11 protein-coding genes are annotated in these 16166 nt (G+C 60.4%); 9 read left to right on the top strand and 2 right to left on the bottom strand.

Translation table 11 applies throughout. From position 1 onward, the window contains the following. The first annotated feature begins 246 nt into the window (after nucleotides 1–246). From ACPEE1_RS00620 to ACPEE1_RS00585, 8 genes are all read left to right on the top strand, one after another. Nucleotides 247–1962, top strand: coding sequence for a type I restriction-modification system subunit M (locus tag ACPEE1_RS00620; RefSeq protein ID WP_423936496.1), 1716 nt, complete (start codon nucleotides 247–249; stop codon nucleotides 1960–1962). Continuing rightward, entirely contained in the window at nucleotides 1952–3304 is a 1353-nt protein-coding gene (locus ACPEE1_RS00615; protein WP_423934949.1) for a restriction endonuclease subunit S, read from the top strand. The genes ACPEE1_RS00620 and ACPEE1_RS00615 overlap by 11 nt, the downstream gene beginning before the upstream one ends. After that, nucleotides 3301–4575 carry an FRG domain-containing protein gene (locus ACPEE1_RS00610; RefSeq protein ID WP_423934948.1) on the top strand — a complete coding sequence of 425 codons (1275 nt, stop codon included), beginning with the start codon at nucleotides 3301–3303 and terminating at the stop codon, nucleotides 4573–4575. The genes ACPEE1_RS00615 and ACPEE1_RS00610 overlap by 4 nt, the downstream gene beginning before the upstream one ends. Beyond that, nucleotides 4575–7721 carry a type I restriction endonuclease subunit R gene (locus ACPEE1_RS00605; RefSeq protein WP_423936494.1) on the top strand — a complete coding sequence of 1049 codons (3147 nt, stop codon included), beginning with the start codon at nucleotides 4575–4577 and terminating at the stop codon, nucleotides 7719–7721. Before ACPEE1_RS00610 ends, ACPEE1_RS00605 begins: the two co-directional genes overlap by 1 nt. A 337-nt stretch (nucleotides 7722–8058) precedes the next feature. Continuing rightward, entirely contained in the window at nucleotides 8059–8601 is a 543-nt protein-coding gene (locus tag ACPEE1_RS00600; RefSeq protein ID WP_423934947.1) for a cysteine hydrolase family protein, read from the top strand. A gap of 249 nt (nucleotides 8602–8850) precedes the next feature. Then, on the top strand, nucleotides 8851–9807 hold the full coding sequence (locus ACPEE1_RS00595) for a sulfurtransferase (protein WP_312988011.1): 957 nt from the start codon (nucleotides 8851–8853) through the stop codon (nucleotides 9805–9807). Between the two features lie 92 nt (nucleotides 9808–9899). Beyond that, nucleotides 9900–11180, top strand: a complete 1281-nt coding sequence (locus ACPEE1_RS00590) for a YeeE/YedE family protein (RefSeq protein ID WP_423934946.1) — start codon at nucleotides 9900–9902, stop codon at nucleotides 11178–11180. A 169-nt stretch (nucleotides 11181–11349) separates the two neighbouring features. Beyond that, the gene (locus ACPEE1_RS00585) at nucleotides 11350–12213 is read left to right on the top strand and encodes a methylglyoxal synthase (RefSeq protein WP_423934945.1); all 864 of its coding nucleotides are present in this window, start codon (nucleotides 11350–11352) and stop codon (nucleotides 12211–12213) included. A gap of 18 nt (nucleotides 12214–12231) precedes the next feature. Here ACPEE1_RS00585 and ACPEE1_RS00580 read toward each other — a convergent pair whose 3' ends face one another. Both ACPEE1_RS00580 and ACPEE1_RS00575 read right to left on the bottom strand, forming a co-directional pair. Then, nucleotides 12232–12636 carry a VOC family protein gene (locus ACPEE1_RS00580; RefSeq protein ID WP_423934944.1) on the bottom strand — a complete coding sequence of 135 codons (405 nt, stop codon included), beginning with the start codon at nucleotides 12634–12636 and terminating at the stop codon, nucleotides 12232–12234. Nucleotides 12637–12785: 149 nt separating this feature from the next. Further along, nucleotides 12786–14393 carry an alkaline phosphatase D family protein gene (locus ACPEE1_RS00575; RefSeq protein WP_423934943.1) on the bottom strand — a complete coding sequence of 536 codons (1608 nt, stop codon included), beginning with the start codon at nucleotides 14391–14393 and terminating at the stop codon, nucleotides 12786–12788. 306 nt (nucleotides 14394–14699) lie between these two features. On the opposite strand from ACPEE1_RS00575, the gene ACPEE1_RS00570 reads away from it, so the two are divergent. Then, nucleotides 14700–16061 carry an aspartate aminotransferase family protein gene (locus tag ACPEE1_RS00570; protein WP_021024905.1) on the top strand — a complete coding sequence of 454 codons (1362 nt, stop codon included), beginning with the start codon at nucleotides 14700–14702 and terminating at the stop codon, nucleotides 16059–16061. Nucleotides 16062–16166: the final 105 nt, after the last annotated feature.

The raw sequence follows: 16166 nt of genomic DNA, 5'->3' as shown, positions 1-16166 counted from the left end.
CGTAGCGCTGGCAATCAGCGCTTACTTGCTGCGTTGGCTTGGAACGATAGCGCCTATCAACGCGTGAAGCAGCAGTTGATTGACACCGGCCGCATTCGCGTTGGGAGGGGACGCGGCGGCTCGGTGGCCGTAGCCGAGAGCGTTTTTCCCTTGTCCACCCTCAGCCACGAACCATCAGTTGCCATCAGGCGGCAAACCTACGACGACCACAAGAGAGTCGAGACGGTTACCACACAGGAAAAAGACATGAGACCTATAGAACAACAGTTCTTCAACGACCTGGAAAAGAAACTCTGGACCGCCGCCGACAAGCTGCGCTCCAACCTCGACGCCGCCGTGTACAAGCACGTCGTGCTCGGGCTGATCTTCCTCAAATACGTTTCCGATGCTTTCGAAGAACGGCAGCGCGAACTGCGCGAACAGTTCACCAATCCGAGTCATGACTACTACATGGACCCGGACGAGTACGGCGGGGCAGGTACCCAGGAGTACGAAGACAACATCGCCGCCGAGCTTGAAGTCCGCGACTACTACACCGAGAAGAACGTGTTCTGGGTGCCTGTGGAAGCGCGCTGGCAAACCCTGCGTGACTGTGCGCAACTGCCGCCCAAAGCGGCATTGCCCTGGAACAAGCCCGGCAAGGACGAGCCCGAGGAAATGCGCTCGGTCGGCTGGCTGATCGACAACGCCATGGAAGCCGTCGAGCGTGAGAACGCCCGCCTGAAGAACGTGCTCAACAAAGACTTCGCCCGCGTGCAGCTCGAGTCCAGCAAGCTGGCCGGGCTGATCAGCCACTTCTCGGATACCGACTTTGCTGCCCGCGAGTACAAAAGCCAGCCGTTGGACCTGAAATCCAAAGACATCCTCGGCCACGTCTACGAATACTTCCTCGGCCAGTTCGCCCTTGCCGAAGGCAAGAAGGGCGGCCAGTACTACACGCCCAAGAGCATCGTCACCCTGATCGTGGAAATGCTCCAGCCGTTCAAGGGCCGCGTCTACGACCCGGCCATGGGCTCCGGCGGCTTCTTCGTGCAGAGCGAGGAGTTCATCGAGCAGCACGGCGGCAAGGCAGCCAACGGCAAGAGCGGGCAGATCAGCGTCTACGGGCAGGAGAGCAATCCCACCACCTGGCGATTGGCCGCGATGAACATGGCCATTCGCGGTATCGACTTCAACTTCGGCCCCGGCCCGGCCGATACGCTGTTGAACGACCTGCACCCGGACCTGCGCGCCGATTTTGTGATGGCCAACCCGCCCTTCAACATGAAGGAATGGTGGAACGAAAAGCTAGCCGCCGACCCGCGCTGGATTGCCGGCACGCCGCCGCAGGGCAACGCCAACTTTGCCTGGCTGCAACACATGCTCTGGCACCTGGCGCCCACCGGCAGCATGGCGCTGCTGCTGGCCAACGGCTCGATGAGTTCCAACACCAACAACGAGGGTGAAATCCGCAAGCGGCTAATCGAGGACGACTACGTGGAGTGCATGGTCGCGCTGCCAGGCCAGTTGTTCACCAACACCCAAATTCCGGCCTGCATCTGGTTTCTGACCTGCGACAAGCAGAACGGCTTTGCGTTGGAAAAGAAGAAGCGCGACCGGCGCGGTGAGTTCCTGTTTATCGACGCCCGCCAGATGGGCTACATGAAAGACCGAGTACTGAGAGACTTCACTGCCGAAGACATTCAGAAAATTGCCGACACCTTCCATGCTTGGCAGCAGGGCGAGGAGTACGAGGATGCATCGGGCTTTTGCTACTCCGCCAAGCTGAAGGACGTGCGCAAGCATGAGCATGTGCTGACGCCAGGGCGCTATGTGGGCGCGGTGGAGCAGGAAGATGACGGCGAGCCCTTTGCCGAGAAGATGCAGCGTCTAACGACACAACTGGCGGACCAGTTCGTGGAAAGTGCGAAGCTGGAGAAAGAGATCAAGAAGAATCTGGCGGGGTTGGGTTATGGCTTCTAGATGGGTAGAAGTGCCACTAGAGCAGCTCAAAGCTCAGACCAAGAGTGCCTTCGCCATGGGGCCTTTTGGCTCAAAGATTAAGGCAGAGAACTTCACGACTGCGGGCGTTCCTGTAATCAAAGGAGGTAATCTCAATGCGACCTATCTAGATGAGTCGGACTTCGATTTCTTGACGCAAGAGAAAGCTGACGAACTGGAATCCGCTAAGGCTCGTAGACTGGACATTGTAATTACACATCGAGGGACTCTCGGTCAAGTTGGTTTAATACCAGAAGACTCAAAATATAAAGAGTATGTCGTATCTCAGAGTCAGCTCAAAATGTCCTTTGACATCAAACGAGTTGATCCTTATTTTGTCTACTACTTCTTGAAATCACCGCTCGGACAATCGCGACTCCTATCTAATGCCTCTCAGGTGGGTGTCCCTGCCATAGCACAGGCTCTAACGTCTTTGCGAGCTATTAAAATTCCGATTCCAGAAAATCGTTCGGAACAAGTGCACATTTCGAGAGTTTTACGGAGCCTAGACGACAAGATCGACATCAACCGCCGTATCAACCAAACCCTTGAAGCCATGGCGCAAGCCATTTTCAAATCCTGGTTTGTCGATTTCGACCCGGTCAAGGCCAAGATTGCCGCCATTGGGGAAGGCCAAGACCCGCTACGCGCCGCCATGCGGACCATCAGTGGCAAAACCGACGCTGAACTCGACCAGATGTCCCACGAGCGCCTCGATCAAGTCGCCGCCACCGCCGCACTGTTTCCCGATGCCATGGGAGAGTTGGGGTTAGGGGACATTCCATTGGGATGGGAATTTAAGCGCGTTGGTGAACTGATTGAATTGGCATACGGCAAGGCTCTCAAATCAGCTGATCGTAAAGAAGGTTCTGTTCCTGTTTACGGTTCTGGCGGCATTACCGGTTACCACAATGAAGCACTGGTGCCACACGGAGCAATCATTGTTGGCCGCAAAGGAACCGTGGGTAGCCTCTACTGGGAAGATAAGTCATTTTTCCCAATCGACACTACTTTTTACGTCAAACCTAAAGCGGTTCCAATGATTTACTGCTTCTATGCCATGCAAACGCTCGGGTTGGAAAAAATGAATACCGATGCGGCGGTTCCTGGATTAAATCGCGAGAACGTTTACCGACTTGAGTTGGTTAAGCCAACCCCAGAGATTTTAAATGCTTTCGATGGCTTGATTGGTCAAATGAGGAGGGTAATGCGATCAAATAAAATTGCAAGTCAATCGTTGGCCGAACTTCGCAACACTCTTCTCCCCAAGCTCCTTTCTAGAGAGATTTCTGTAGAGACATTGATGAATGAGGTCGCGCAATGACCCAGTCTGAAGTCGCTCTTGAAGAGCAAAGCACGGACTATTTTGAGAAGATTCCAGTCTGGAATGATGGCCAGAAATGCTTTGAGGTCATGGCAGATAAACTCAGTGGCCGCATCCCGGTCACGAAATTGGAATCTTGGCGTGATTACACTGAACTTCTAGAGAGCCCATTCTTCAATCGTCTGGGCATACAGCTTATTTTTCGTGGCCAGCGTCGCTCCGACTGGAGTCTTATGCCGACTCTGGGCCGTCTATCCGATAATGGAATCGTCACCGAAGAATTGGCGGCATCTCAGCTTGAGCGATTTAAACGTGCGATCCGAGGCCGGCTTAGTGACAATAGTCTCTTGGATGAAGATGAGGAACTTTGGTCTATTGGTCAGCATCACGGACTGATGACTCCTTTACTTGATTGGACTTATTCTCCGTATGTCGCCTTGTTTTTTGCATTTTCCAAGCCTGACAGCAAGGATGAAGAAGAAAATCCGTATCGAGTTGTCTACGTGCTTAACAAAAGTTTTATTCTGGAACACCAGGGTGAGACAGGCATTCGACTATGGGAGCCACGCAAAGACAGCTATGGGAGGTTGGTGAATCAAGCAGGACTTTTCACCTTTTCTCCATATGACGCCACGATAGAAAATAAGCTGGTGAATGTCTTAGCCGACGATGAGGCTTTTGAAGATGAGGAGTTTCGTTCCGCATCGGAAGAAGATCAGCCCGACCTATTGGCTCGATACATCTGCAAGATTTATATTCGTAACGACGGGCGCGATGCTTGCTTGCGCCATCTTAGGCGCATGAACGTGCATCATGCCAGTCTCTTTCCTGATCTAATCGGCGCATCTGATTATTGCAATATCACAACCGCCGAAGCGGAGGAGGAGGCCAGCCTTGCACGAGCCGCAGAACTTGAACGCTCGGCTACCACTCAAGTTGTTCAAGTACCTTCTGTTCCATCTGTGGGCGTTGTGGAGGCTCCCATCATTGATTCGGAGCAAACGTCTTTCAGCATTGAGGCCATCTTGCGTGCTCATCCTGACGCGCAGCAAGTGGAACCAGGGCGTATCACCTTGATCGCCAGCGAGCTGTCCCGAGATATTTCCAAACATCAGGTTGTAGATTGGGACAAGCGCGAAGACGCTCAGGCTCGTATGCGCAACGTTATCCGAGTCACGTTGCGAAAGAACGGCTATCCATCGCAACTACGTGATGACGTGGTCGAGCAAATCATGGATGCGGTGAAGCAGCAGACAGCGGAGGGGAAGTGATTACTGAACAACAGCTTGAAGACATCTGCATTGAGTGGTTCGGGGCTCTCGGTTGGACGTACACACAGCAGCCGGATATTGCACCCGATGGAGACCAACCTGCCCGCTTCGACTATCGTCAAACTGTATTGCGCGAACGCTTGTTGGTCGCGCTCACCCGCATCAACCCGCACATCCCCGCTGCGGCGCTGGAGCAGGCGGCACACGAGCTTCTTACGGTGAGCGAGCCGCTGCTGATCGCCCGCAACCGCCGCGTGCATAGGCTGTTGTTGTCGGGCATCTCCGTCGATTTTTCCTTGGGCGACGAGAAGCGCAGCGATCTAGTCAACCTGATCGACTTCGCCAACCCACGCAACAATGACTTCCTGTTGGTCAGCCAGTTCACCGTGGCCGGCACCAAGCAGCCGCGCCGTCCCGATCTGGTGGCCTTCGTCAACGGTCTGCCGCTAGCTGTGATCGAGCTGAAGAACCCGGCCAACGAGCAGACCGACATCTGGGATGCGTTTAACCAGATCCAGACCTACAAGGAAGAGATCAGCGACCTGTTCAACACCAATGTGGCGGTGGTGGTCAGCGACGGTTTCACGGCGCGGTTGGGGTCGCTCACGGCCAATCAGGAGCGCATGCAGCCCTGGCGGGCAATCGCTAATGAAGACGACCGACCGCTGCTGGAGTTCGAACTGGAGACGCTGGTGCGCGGGTTCTTCGCACCTGCGCTGTTTCTCGATTACGTGCGCCACTTCGTGCTGTTCGAACAGGATGCCGACCACATCGTCAAGAAGATCGCGGGCTACCACCAGTTCCATGCGGTGCGCGAGGCGGTGAAGGCCACGGTGATCGCCGCCAGCAGTCCGAACAAAGGCGTGCTGGAAGTGCAGGAGCCGCGTGCCACCTATGGCAAGGAAGTGCGGCCCGGCAGCCGCAAGGCCGGCGTGGTGTGGCATACGCAAGGCTCGGGCAAGAGCATCACCATGGCCTGCTACGCGGGCAAGCTGTTGCAGCAGCCGGAGATGAAAAACCCCACGCTGGTGGTGGTGACCGACCGCAACGATCTGGACGGGCAGTTGTTCGGCACCTTCTGCGCCGCCGAAGACCTGCTGCGGCAGACGCCGGTGCAGGCTGGCAGCCGCGAGGAACTGCGCGAGATGCTGGCTTCGCGCGAGGCTGGCGGCATCATCTTCACCACGGTGCAGAAGTTTGCCCTGTTGGACGATGAGGAACAGCACCCGCTGCTGTCGGATCGCAGCAATATCGTGGTGATTTCCGACGAGGCGCACCGCAGCCAGTACGGCATGAAAGGGCGACTGGATACGAAGACCGGCAAGTACGTATTTGGCTACGCCAAGCACATGCGCGACGCGCTGGCCAACGCCACCTTCATCGGCTTCACCGGCACCCCCATCGCCCTGGAAGACAAAGACACGAGGGCGGTGTTCGGCGATTACGTCAGCATCTACGACATTCAGGACGCGGTGGACGATGGCGCCACGGTACCTATCTTCTACGAAAGCCGCCTGGCCAAGCTGGACGTGAACCAGGCCGAGATTGACGCACTCAATGCCCAGGTAGATGAGGTCATCGAGGACGAGGAAGACATCACCGCTCGCGAAAAGACCAAGAGCGATTGGGCTGCGCTGACCAAGCTGGTCGGCGCGCAGCCGCGTCTGGAACAGGTGGCTGCCGACTTGGTGCAGCACTTCGAGACGCGCACGGCCACGCTGGAAGGCAAGGCGATGATCGTCTGCATGAGCCGTGACATTTGCGCCGAGCTGTACAACGCCATCGTCGCCCTGCGCCCGGACTGGCACGATGCCGACCCGGAGAAGGGCGCAATCAAGGTAGTGATGACCGGCTCGGCAGCGGACAAGCCCTTGCTGCAGCCGCACCTGTACAGCCAGCAGGTGAAGAAACGCCTGGAAAAGCGCTTCAAAGACCCGGCAGACCCGTTGAAGCTGGTGATCGTGCGCGACATGTGGCTGACTGGCTTCGACGCGCCCTGCTGCCACACCATGTATGTAGACAAGCCCATGAAGGGCCACAACCTGATGCAGGCCATTGCCCGCGTCAACCGGGTGTTCCGCAACAAGCCCGGTGGATTGGTGGTGGATTACATCGGCATTGCCAACGAACTGAAAGCGGCGCTCAAGACCTATACCGAATCCAAGGGCAAGGGCGACCCGGCGCACAACGCAGCCGAGGCCCTAGCGGTACTACTGGAAAAGCTCGACATCGTGCGCGGGCTGATGCATGGCTTCGACTACAGCGGCTTCGAGACCGATGCAATGAAACTGCTGGTGCCGGTAGCCAACCATATCCTGGGCCTGAAGGACGGCAAGCAGCGTTTCCTTGATGCCATGCTGGCCGTGAGCAAGGCGTTTTCCCTGTGCAGCACGTTGGACGAGGCCGCCGCCTTGCGCACGGAGATTGCCTTCTTCGCCGCCATCAAGGCCGCCATCGTCAAGTTCACCACGGTGGACCGCAAGCGTTCCGACGCGGACAAGAACAGCGCGCTCAAGCAGATCTTGGACAATGCCATCGTGGCAGACGGGGTAGCGGATATCTTCGCTCTGGCGGGCTTGGACAAGCCCAACATCGGCCTGCTATCGGACGAGTTCCTGGAGGATGTGCGACAGATGAGGAGCCGCAACCTTGCGGTGGAACTGCTGGAAAAACTGTTGCGCGACGAGATCAAGGCGCGGGCGCGCAACAACGTGGTGCAGGAGAAGAAGTACGGCGACCGCCTGCTGGAAACCTTGCGCAAGTACCACAACCGAGCAGTGGAGACGGCGCAGGTCATCGAGGAACTGATTCAGATGGCCAAGGACTTCCAGGCAGCCTTGGAACGAGAGGCTGCATTGGGTCTGAGTCAGGATGAGATCGCCTTCTATGATGCCTTGGCCAACAACGAAGGTGCGGTACGGCAGTTGGGTGACGACACTCTGAAGAACATTGCCATCGAGATCACGGAGAAACTGCGCAATAGCACCACGGTAGATTGGCAGGTGCGGGAGAGCGTGCGGGCGAAGCTGCGAATTTTGGTGCGACGTACGCTGAAGAAGTGGAAGTATCCGCCAGTGGGAGAGGATGCGGCCATCGAACTGGTACTGAAGCAGGCGGAGTCACTTTCTAACGCTTGGTCTAAATGATGGCAGATGTAGGTTGAAGGGCAATGATGAGCCACCGCTGTCGAATAACAGTCGGATCACATTTGATGCAAATCGCCGAAATACAACTTCATCACTCCTAAAACTGATCTGGCGATAAGGTAGGTCGCTTAACACGCCATTGAGCAGGCGTTTTAGAGCGCTGTGCAGCGTTTAACGGGTCGTACAAACAACTGTTGTCACTTCCGCAAGTGGTGTGAGTGACTCAGATGTTTGGGCATCGAGTACTTATTAATAGTAGCTCCGGCAATCACCGTCATACCCGCACTAATTCAACCCGAAATTCCGCCTTGTCGCCTGTCTATCCAGCGAAACTACGATGCACACAGCCCTCCTCCTAATAGACATCCAACAATCCCTCTGCACCGACCCCAACGCCGCATGGGATTGCCCCACCCTGATCGCCCGCATCAACCAGATCACCGCCGCCGCACGCCAGGCCAATACCCCCATCATTTGGGTGCGCCACGCCGAGCCTGGCCTGGAAGCGGGCACGCCGGGATGGCAACTGGCCGATGGCCTGCAGGTGGAGAGCGCTGACCTGACCCTGGACAAGACCACCGGCGACGCGTTCTGGAAAACCGACCTGCTGCCCATGCTGCAAAACCTGGGCGTGCAGGAGCTGGTGATTGGGGGCATGCACACGGAGTACTGCGTGGATGTGACCACGCGCGCGGCGCTGCGCCATGGCTACTCGGTGGTGCTGTTGGAGGATGCGCACACTACCTGCGGCAATGCCGCCGTCACGCCGCAGCAGGTGATTGCGCACCACAACATCACCCTCAGCAGCACCAGCAGCTTTGGCCCGCGTGCGCGGCTGCAGACGGCGCAGCAGTGGGCGGACTCGGTCAGCCAGGCTTGAGAAACCCGGCTTGGCTGGGGTTAGCCCAAGGCACTAGGGAGGCGTTCTAGCTCCCAAAGTAGAAGCAGCCCAGACCGGTGCATGCTGGCGCTGCAACGATGTCGTTCATGCTTGGCCCCTGTCAAGCGCGCAGATCACATATGCATCTGCGCATTCCTCAGTTGGAGTAGCTGCTTGCAACATGCACAGTGCAAGCAGGCCCTGCCGTGATGGCAGCCTTTTCTCCCATGTATTGAAGGACGACACAGCATGACTATCCGCACAGCAGCGCCTTGGCGCGTTTTGATTGCCGGCACCATCGCGGCAACCGTTTGGGGCGCAAGCCCTGCTTTTGCCAACACGCCGCAAGCGGTGCCTGCGGGCGCGCTGGTCAGCACCGAATGGCTGGCGGCCAACCTGCAGCGGCCCGATGTGCGGGTGATCGAGGTCAGCGTGAACCCGGGGCTGTACGAGCGGGCGCATATTCCGGGGGCGGTCAACTTCTCCTGGCACAACGACCTGAATGACAAGGTGCGCCGCGACATTGTCAGCAAGGAGGCGTTTGAGCAATTGCTCTCCAAGGGCGGGGTGAGCGACAACACCACCGTGGTGCTCTACGGCGACACCAACAACTGGTTTGCGGCCTGGGGCGCCTGGGTGTTTGATGTGTATGGCGTCAAGAACGTGAAGCTGCTCGATGGCGGCCGCAAGAAGTGGGAGGCGGAGAACCGTGCGCTGAACAACCGCGCACCGGACTACGCCGCCACCACCTACCGTGTAGGCCAGGTCAACACCGATTTGCGCGCCCGCCTGGGCGATGCGCTGGCGGCGGTAGAGGGCAAGGGCGCCACGCAGCTGGTGGATATCCGCTCGGCCGACGAATACCAGGGCAAGGTGTTTGCACCGGCTGGAGTGCCTGAGCTGGCCGTGCGTGCCGGCCATATCCCTGGCGCGGTGAATGTGCCCTGGGGCAAGGCGGTCAATGAGGACGGCACCTTCAAATCGCGGGCCGATCTGCAAAAGCTCTATGCCGATGCCGGCATCGACGGCAGCAAGCCCATCATCACCTACTGCCGCATTGGCGAGCGCAGCAGCCACACCTGGTTTGCGCTCAGCAAGATCCTGGGCTACCAGGTGAAGAACTATGACGGCTCCTGGACCGAATACGGCAACAGCGTCGGCGTGCCGATCAGCAACCCGGCCGGCACGATCTGGGCTGCCAAGTAAGCCCAATCCTGAATGTATTGAATGTCTCCGCATGGGCCTTGGTCCTGTGTTCACTGCCCGCCTAGCGCGGGCATTTTTTTGGATGGATGGCCATGACTGATTCCAGCTTGGGTTTGGGTGGCGCGGGCACTGCGGCCGGGCAGCGCGCGGCCGGGGCTGCCAGCGCTGCGAGCGCTTATTGGCAGCCGGTGGCGGCGGCGGTATTGTTGCTCGCGCTGTGGCCCTTGCAGCAGGCCTTGCTGCAGCGCGATGGCGGGCGCACCCTCGTGTTTGCGTTGGCGATTGGGCTGGCGCTGGGTGTGGTGTTGCAACGCTCGCGCTTTTGCTTTTACTGCCATGCGCGCGATTGGCTGCAGCGCGATGACCCGCGCGGGATTTTGGCGATCATCCTGGCGCTGGCCGTGGGGCTTGTGGGCATGACGGTGGTGCAGAGCAGCTGGGTGCCCAACCCGCAGGCGGGGCAGTTGCCGCCCGATATGCATATTGGGCCCGTGAGCTGGGTGCTGGTGCTGGCGGGCCTGGCCTTTGGTGCGGGCATGCTGGTGTCGGGCTCCTGCATCAGCGCGCACTGGTACCGGTTGGCGGAGGGATCGGCCGCATCGCCATTTGCGCTGCTGGGCACGGCGCTGGGCTTTGCCTTGGGCTTTCAGACCTGGAACCCGCTCTACAGCCTGGCGGTGGCTGATGCGCCCGTCGTCTGGCTGCCGCAGCACCTGGGCTATGGCGGCGCGCTGCTGCTGCAGCTGGGCGTGCTGGCGGCTTGGGCCGCCTGGGTGTGGCAGCGCCATGTGCAGCAGCGCCAGCGCAGCTTGCCGCTGCCTGCAGTACCCGCAACGGCTGCGCCGCGCAGCGTGACTGCGCTGTGGTGCAGCCTGTGGCAAGGGCGCTGGAACTATGCCCTGGGCGGCCTGCTGGTCGGCCTGATTGCCACTGCCGCGATTGTGCGCATGCGGCCGCTGGGCGTGACGGCCTTGCTCGGCAGCCAGGTGCGCGGCGCGTTGCAAGGCCAGGGCTGGGTGCCTGAGCGGCTCAATGGCCTCGATGGCTTTGCCGGCTGCGCCACCTTGCCGGCAGCGACCTGGGCCACGCCCAATGCGCTGGTGCTGCTGGGCTTGCTGGCCGGCGCCTTTATTGCCGCGTTTGCCAGCGGCCAGTTCCGCCCGCGCCTGCCCACCGGGCGTGATGCGGGCCGGGGTTTGCTCGGCGGCGTGCTGCTGGGCTGGGGGGCCATGACCGGTATTGGCTGCACCGTGGGCACCTTGTTGTCCGGCGGCATGGCGGGTGCGCTGAGCGGCTGGGTGTTTGGCGCGGCCATGCTGCTGGTGCTGTGGCTGGGGTTTCGGTGGCAGACCTGGTGGGCGAGCCGGGCTTGATGGGGCAGGGTGCTCATGCCGGGTTAAAGCCGGTTGCTTGGCTGTGATCCGGTGGCTTGATGCTATGAATTTGATAGTGCATTGGGCCCCTGCGCCAGTCGGCTGTCATACTCAAAGTGTGGTTTTGGCGCTATATTTCCAGTCGCTTGCCACACCCACGGGATTGACCATGCTTTTAGGCCTTGCCGCCAACCGTTTGCACCACCAGAACGAGGATGCTGCACTGTTCAGCTTTTTGCGCGCCTGCGAGCAGGGGATTCGGGAGCTGAACATCGGGTTCCATGCGGTGGGCCGCACCTATGACGCGATTGCAGCGGCAGAAATGCTCAAAGGCTACAAGGGCATGGTGCGCTACCCCTATGGCCGCGAAGGCGGCCTGATGAAGCTGGTGGCCGAGGTCGTGGGCATGCCCGGTGACAACCGCGTGCTCGATGGCGCGATCTACCTGATTGACCCGGTGGACCCGTCATCGATCTTCCCTGAAGCACTGGCCTTGAAGCGCCAGTGCGTGATCCACGGCAAACCCTTTATCTCCACCGCAGCCAGCGCGCGCGATTGGGTGGAGATGGAGCGCATCCACGCCGGGCTCGCGCCCGACCGCCATGCCGACCGCCTGCACGACTATGGCAACCAGACCCTGGCGCTGATCGCCCACGATGCGATGAAGCCGGCGATGCTGGAATTTTGCGAGCGCAATTTTGCGCTGCTCTCGCGCTACCGCCGCCGCGTGGGCACCGGCACCACCGGCCAAAAGCTCAACGAGCTGGCCTGGAGCAAGGGCTGGCCGGCGGACAAGCCCTGGGTGGACCGCTTCAACAGCGGCCCGCTGGGGGGTGATGCGCAAATTGCCGACCTGGTGCTGGAGCGCCGCTGCCAGCGCGCGATCTTCTTTGAAGACCCGCATGTGGCCCGCCAGCATGAGGCCGATATCCAGCTGCTGGAGCGGGCGGTGACGACCGTGACGCAAGAGGTGGTGTGCATGACCTCGCCGGCAGTGGCGCAGCGCTGGTGCGATGCGGCGGTCAAACGCTAAGCCCTACCTCGTCAGAAATCAGCCTGCCTGCACCTCGTTGGCCACCTCGATCAGGTTCTCATCGGGGTCGTAGAAATACAGCGATTGCAGCGTGGCCTGCGCACCCGTCGCCCGCACCGGCCCCTGCACGATGGCGACCTGCTCGCGCTGTAGGTGGGCGATGACCTCGGCCAAGGGCATGCGGGTCAGAAAGCAGATATCGGCAGAGCCAGGGGTTGCATGTTTGACGTTCGGGTCGACGACATGGCCGACCTCATGCAGGTTGATCTTTTGCCGGCCAAAGTGCAGCGCATAACGGCCAGGCTTGAACTCTTTGGCCTCCATGCCCAGCACCCGCTCGTAAAAGGCAAGGCTGCGCGGGATGCTGTGCACGGTGAGCACCAGGTGGTCCAGGGCATCGACCAGTGGGGTGGTGGTGGGCATAGGCGGTACTCCGGAAATAGGCGCAATGGCGCAGTATGCGCCCAAGCTGGGCGGTGCTCTGTGCTGGGCGTTGCAAGCGGTGCCCATGTCAAAAAGCCGCAGCGCCCCATGGCGTCTGCGGCTGGCCGTAATGGCGCGTGGCCCGCTGCTCAGGCCGGCTGCGGCGCCAGTGTCTTGGTGTAGAGCGCGGCGCCGTTGAGGTCCTTGAGCACCACGGTCAGCGCGCGGCTTTGGTGGTCAATATCGAGCTGGCCAAAGAACTGGTAGCCCTCGCTGGGGGCGGAGTTGGCCTTGGGCGGCGCCTTGTGGAAGACGACATCGAGGCCAAAGGTCTGGTCGGCCTCGTTGGGTCCAAAGCCGCCGGCATTGAGGGGGCCGGAGACGAATTCCCAGAACGGTGCGAAATCCTTGAACTGCGCGCGCTCGGGGCTGTAGTGGTGGGCGGCGGTGTAGTGCACATCGGCGGTGAGCCAGACCACGTTGTGGATGCCCGCGTCCTTGATGCCCTTCAACAGGCGCGCCATCTCCAGCTCGCGCCCCTTGGGCACGCCGTGCTCGCCATTGGCAATGGCCTCCCATTGGTCGCGGCCTTGTGCGTCCTTGCCGTCGGGCACAAACAGGCCGATCGGCATGTCGGCGGCAATCAGCTTCCAGGTGGCGGTGCTGGCCTTCAGGCCCGCCAGCAGCCAGTCGAGCTGGGGGCGGCCCAGAAAGTCGGTCTCGGCGCTTTCGGCGGCCTGCAGGTTGTGGCTGTTGGGGCCACGGTAGCTGCGCATATCCAGCACAAAGATATCGGCCAGCGGGCCTTGCGGCAGGTGGCGGTAGACGCGCTGCTGCTCGGCCGCGCCAAAGGGGCGCATGGGCGCGTATTCCATAAAGGCGCGGCGGCCCCGGGCGGTGAGCAGCTGCACATTCTTTTCGGTATAGCGCTTGTCGTTGGCCACGCTCTTGCTGTCCGAGTAGTTGTTGGTCACCTCATGGTCGTCCCACTGCCAGATCTGTGCGACTTCGCTGCCCAGCGCGCGCACGTTGCGGTCCATCAGGTTGTAGCGGTAGCGGCCCCGGTATTCGTCCAGCGTCTCGGCCACCTTGGCGACCTGGGGCGTGACCAGGTTCTTCCAGGTGCTGCCATCGGGCAGCGCGACGGTCTCGGCGATGGGGCCATCGGCATAGATGGTGTCGCCGCTGTGCAAAAACACATCGGGGTTGGCCTTGCGCATCTCGTCATAGATGCGCATGCCGCCGATGCCCTCGTTGATGCCAAAGCCCTGGCCCACGGTATCGCCGCTCCACACCAGGCGAAAAGGGCGGCTGGCAGGGCCCTGGCTGGCCAGCGGGGTGCGAAAGTGTCCCAGCACCGCCGGGCTGCGGGTGTTGCTGCTGGCCAGGTCATCGAGCAGCACGCGGTAGAAGATGTCCTGCCCGGCGGGCAGGCCCTGCAGATCGACGCGGCCGGTGCCATCGCTATCGGGCAGCAGATCGGGCCCGCGCACCAGCGTGCTTTGGGCAAAGCTACTGGTGGTGGACCATTCCACGCGCATGCGCGCCTCGCGGCTGGCCCGCGCCCAGACGATGGCGCTGTGGGCCAGCACATCACCGCTTTGCAGGCCCGACAGCAGCATCGGCCGCGCGGCATCCTGGGTGATGGCCGCGGGGGCCGTTTGCGCGCGCAGGATGCCGGGCAGCAGGCCCGTGCCGGCAATGGCGCTGGAAGAGAGCAGAAAGCGGCGGCGGGCGGAAGGGTCGTGGGAGGTCATGGTAGCGGTACCGGTGGCAGCAAAAAACGCCACGATAGCCAGGGCCTGTGACACCGGGATGAAGCATGAAACAGCGTGTTAACGCTTTCTGCTTCAGCGATAAAAGCTATAGTATTAGTAGCATTTTCTATGCTGGAAAGCTGCAGATGCAGCAACGGCTGGCTGCGTTTTGCGGGCTTGTGTGAACGGTATTACTTGCGCAATTCAGCAAGTGAGCTTTGATATCTCATTCTTTGAATAAGCATCCGCGCGCCCCACAATGGCGTATCAACACCGGTAGCCGCGACGCGGATTCAAGGAGCAGACATGAGCTTTGTGCAGATTGACGATACGACGGGCAGCACGCAGCTGCGCACCGATGCGGCCTGGCTGGACGCACACTGGATGCCCTTTACCGGCAACCGCAACTTCAAGGCCAAGCCGCGCATGATCGTCAGCGGCCAGGGCGCCTACTACACCGATGCCGATGGCCGCAAGATTTTTGACGGCCTCTCGGGTCTGTGGTGCTCGGGCATTGGCCATGGCCGCAAGGAAGTGGCCGAGGCGATTGGCAAGGCGGCGCTGCAGCTCGATTACGCACCGGCTTTCCAGTTTGGCCACCCGGCCTCATTTGCGCTGGCCAACAAGATCAAGGAACACACGCCAGCGGGCCTGGACCATGTGTTCTTCACCGGCTCCGGCTCGGAAGCGGCCGACACCTCGCTCAAGATGGTGCGCGCCTACTGGCGCTTGAAGGGCCAGGCCGGCAAGACGGTGCTGGTGGGCCGCGAGAAAGGCTACCACGGCGTGAACTACGGCGGCATCTCGGTGGGCGGCATTGCCGGCAACCGCAAGATGTTTGGCCAGGGCATTGTGGCCGACCACCTGCCCCATACCCAGCCACCGGCCGGCACCTTCCAAAAGGGCATGTCCGATGAAGGCGGCCGCGCACTGGCCGACAAGCTGCTCGATGTGATCGCGCTGCATGACGCGAGCAATATCGCAGCGGTGATCGTCGAGCCGTTCTCGGGCTCGGCCGGTGTGGTGATCCCGCCCAAGGGCTACCTGGAGCGCATCCGCGAGATCTGCACGCAAAACGGCATTCTGCTGATTTTTGATGAAGTCATCACCGGCTTTGGCCGCTGCGGTGCCTGGACGGGCGCAGAAGCCTTTGGCGTGGTGCCCGACATCATGAACTTTGCCAAGCAGGTGACCAATGGCGCCCAGCCGCTGGGCGGCTGCGTGGTCACGAAAGAGATCTACGACACCTTCATGGCCGCAGGCGGCCCCGAGTACATGCTGGAGTTTGCCCACGGCTACACCTACTCGGCCCATCCGGTGGCCTGCGCGGCCGGTGTGGCGGTTATGGACATTCTGGAAAAAGAAGACATGCCCGGCCGGGTCAAGGCGCTGGCGCCGTACTTTGAAAACGCTGTGCACAGCTTGAAGGGCGCCAAGCACATCGCCGACATCCGCAACTACGGCCTGGCTGCGGGCTTTACGATTGCCGCGCTGCCCGGCGAGCCTGCCAAGCGCCCTTATGAGATCGCGATGAAGTGCTGGGAAAAAGGCTTCTACGTGCGCTATGGTGGCGACACCATCCAGCTGGCGCCGCCCTTTATCAGCGAAAAGGCCGAGATCGACCGTTTGATCAATGCGCTGGGTGACGCGCTGGCTGAAACCAACTGACGGTGCGCCCCTGGCTGCTGGCGACGGTGACGCACCGGCCAGCAGCATTTTGCGTTCAGATCCGCGCTATGTCGCCCCCCATTTCGAGACATTTCCAAGAGAGAC

The organism is Comamonas sp. 23, assembly GCF_049601575.1.
In the GTDB taxonomy this organism is placed as follows: domain Bacteria; phylum Pseudomonadota; class Gammaproteobacteria; order Burkholderiales; family Burkholderiaceae_C; genus Comamonas; species Comamonas squillarum.
Note: the sequence above shows the minus strand (reverse complement) of the source record. Positions and strands in the feature narration are given on the sequence as shown.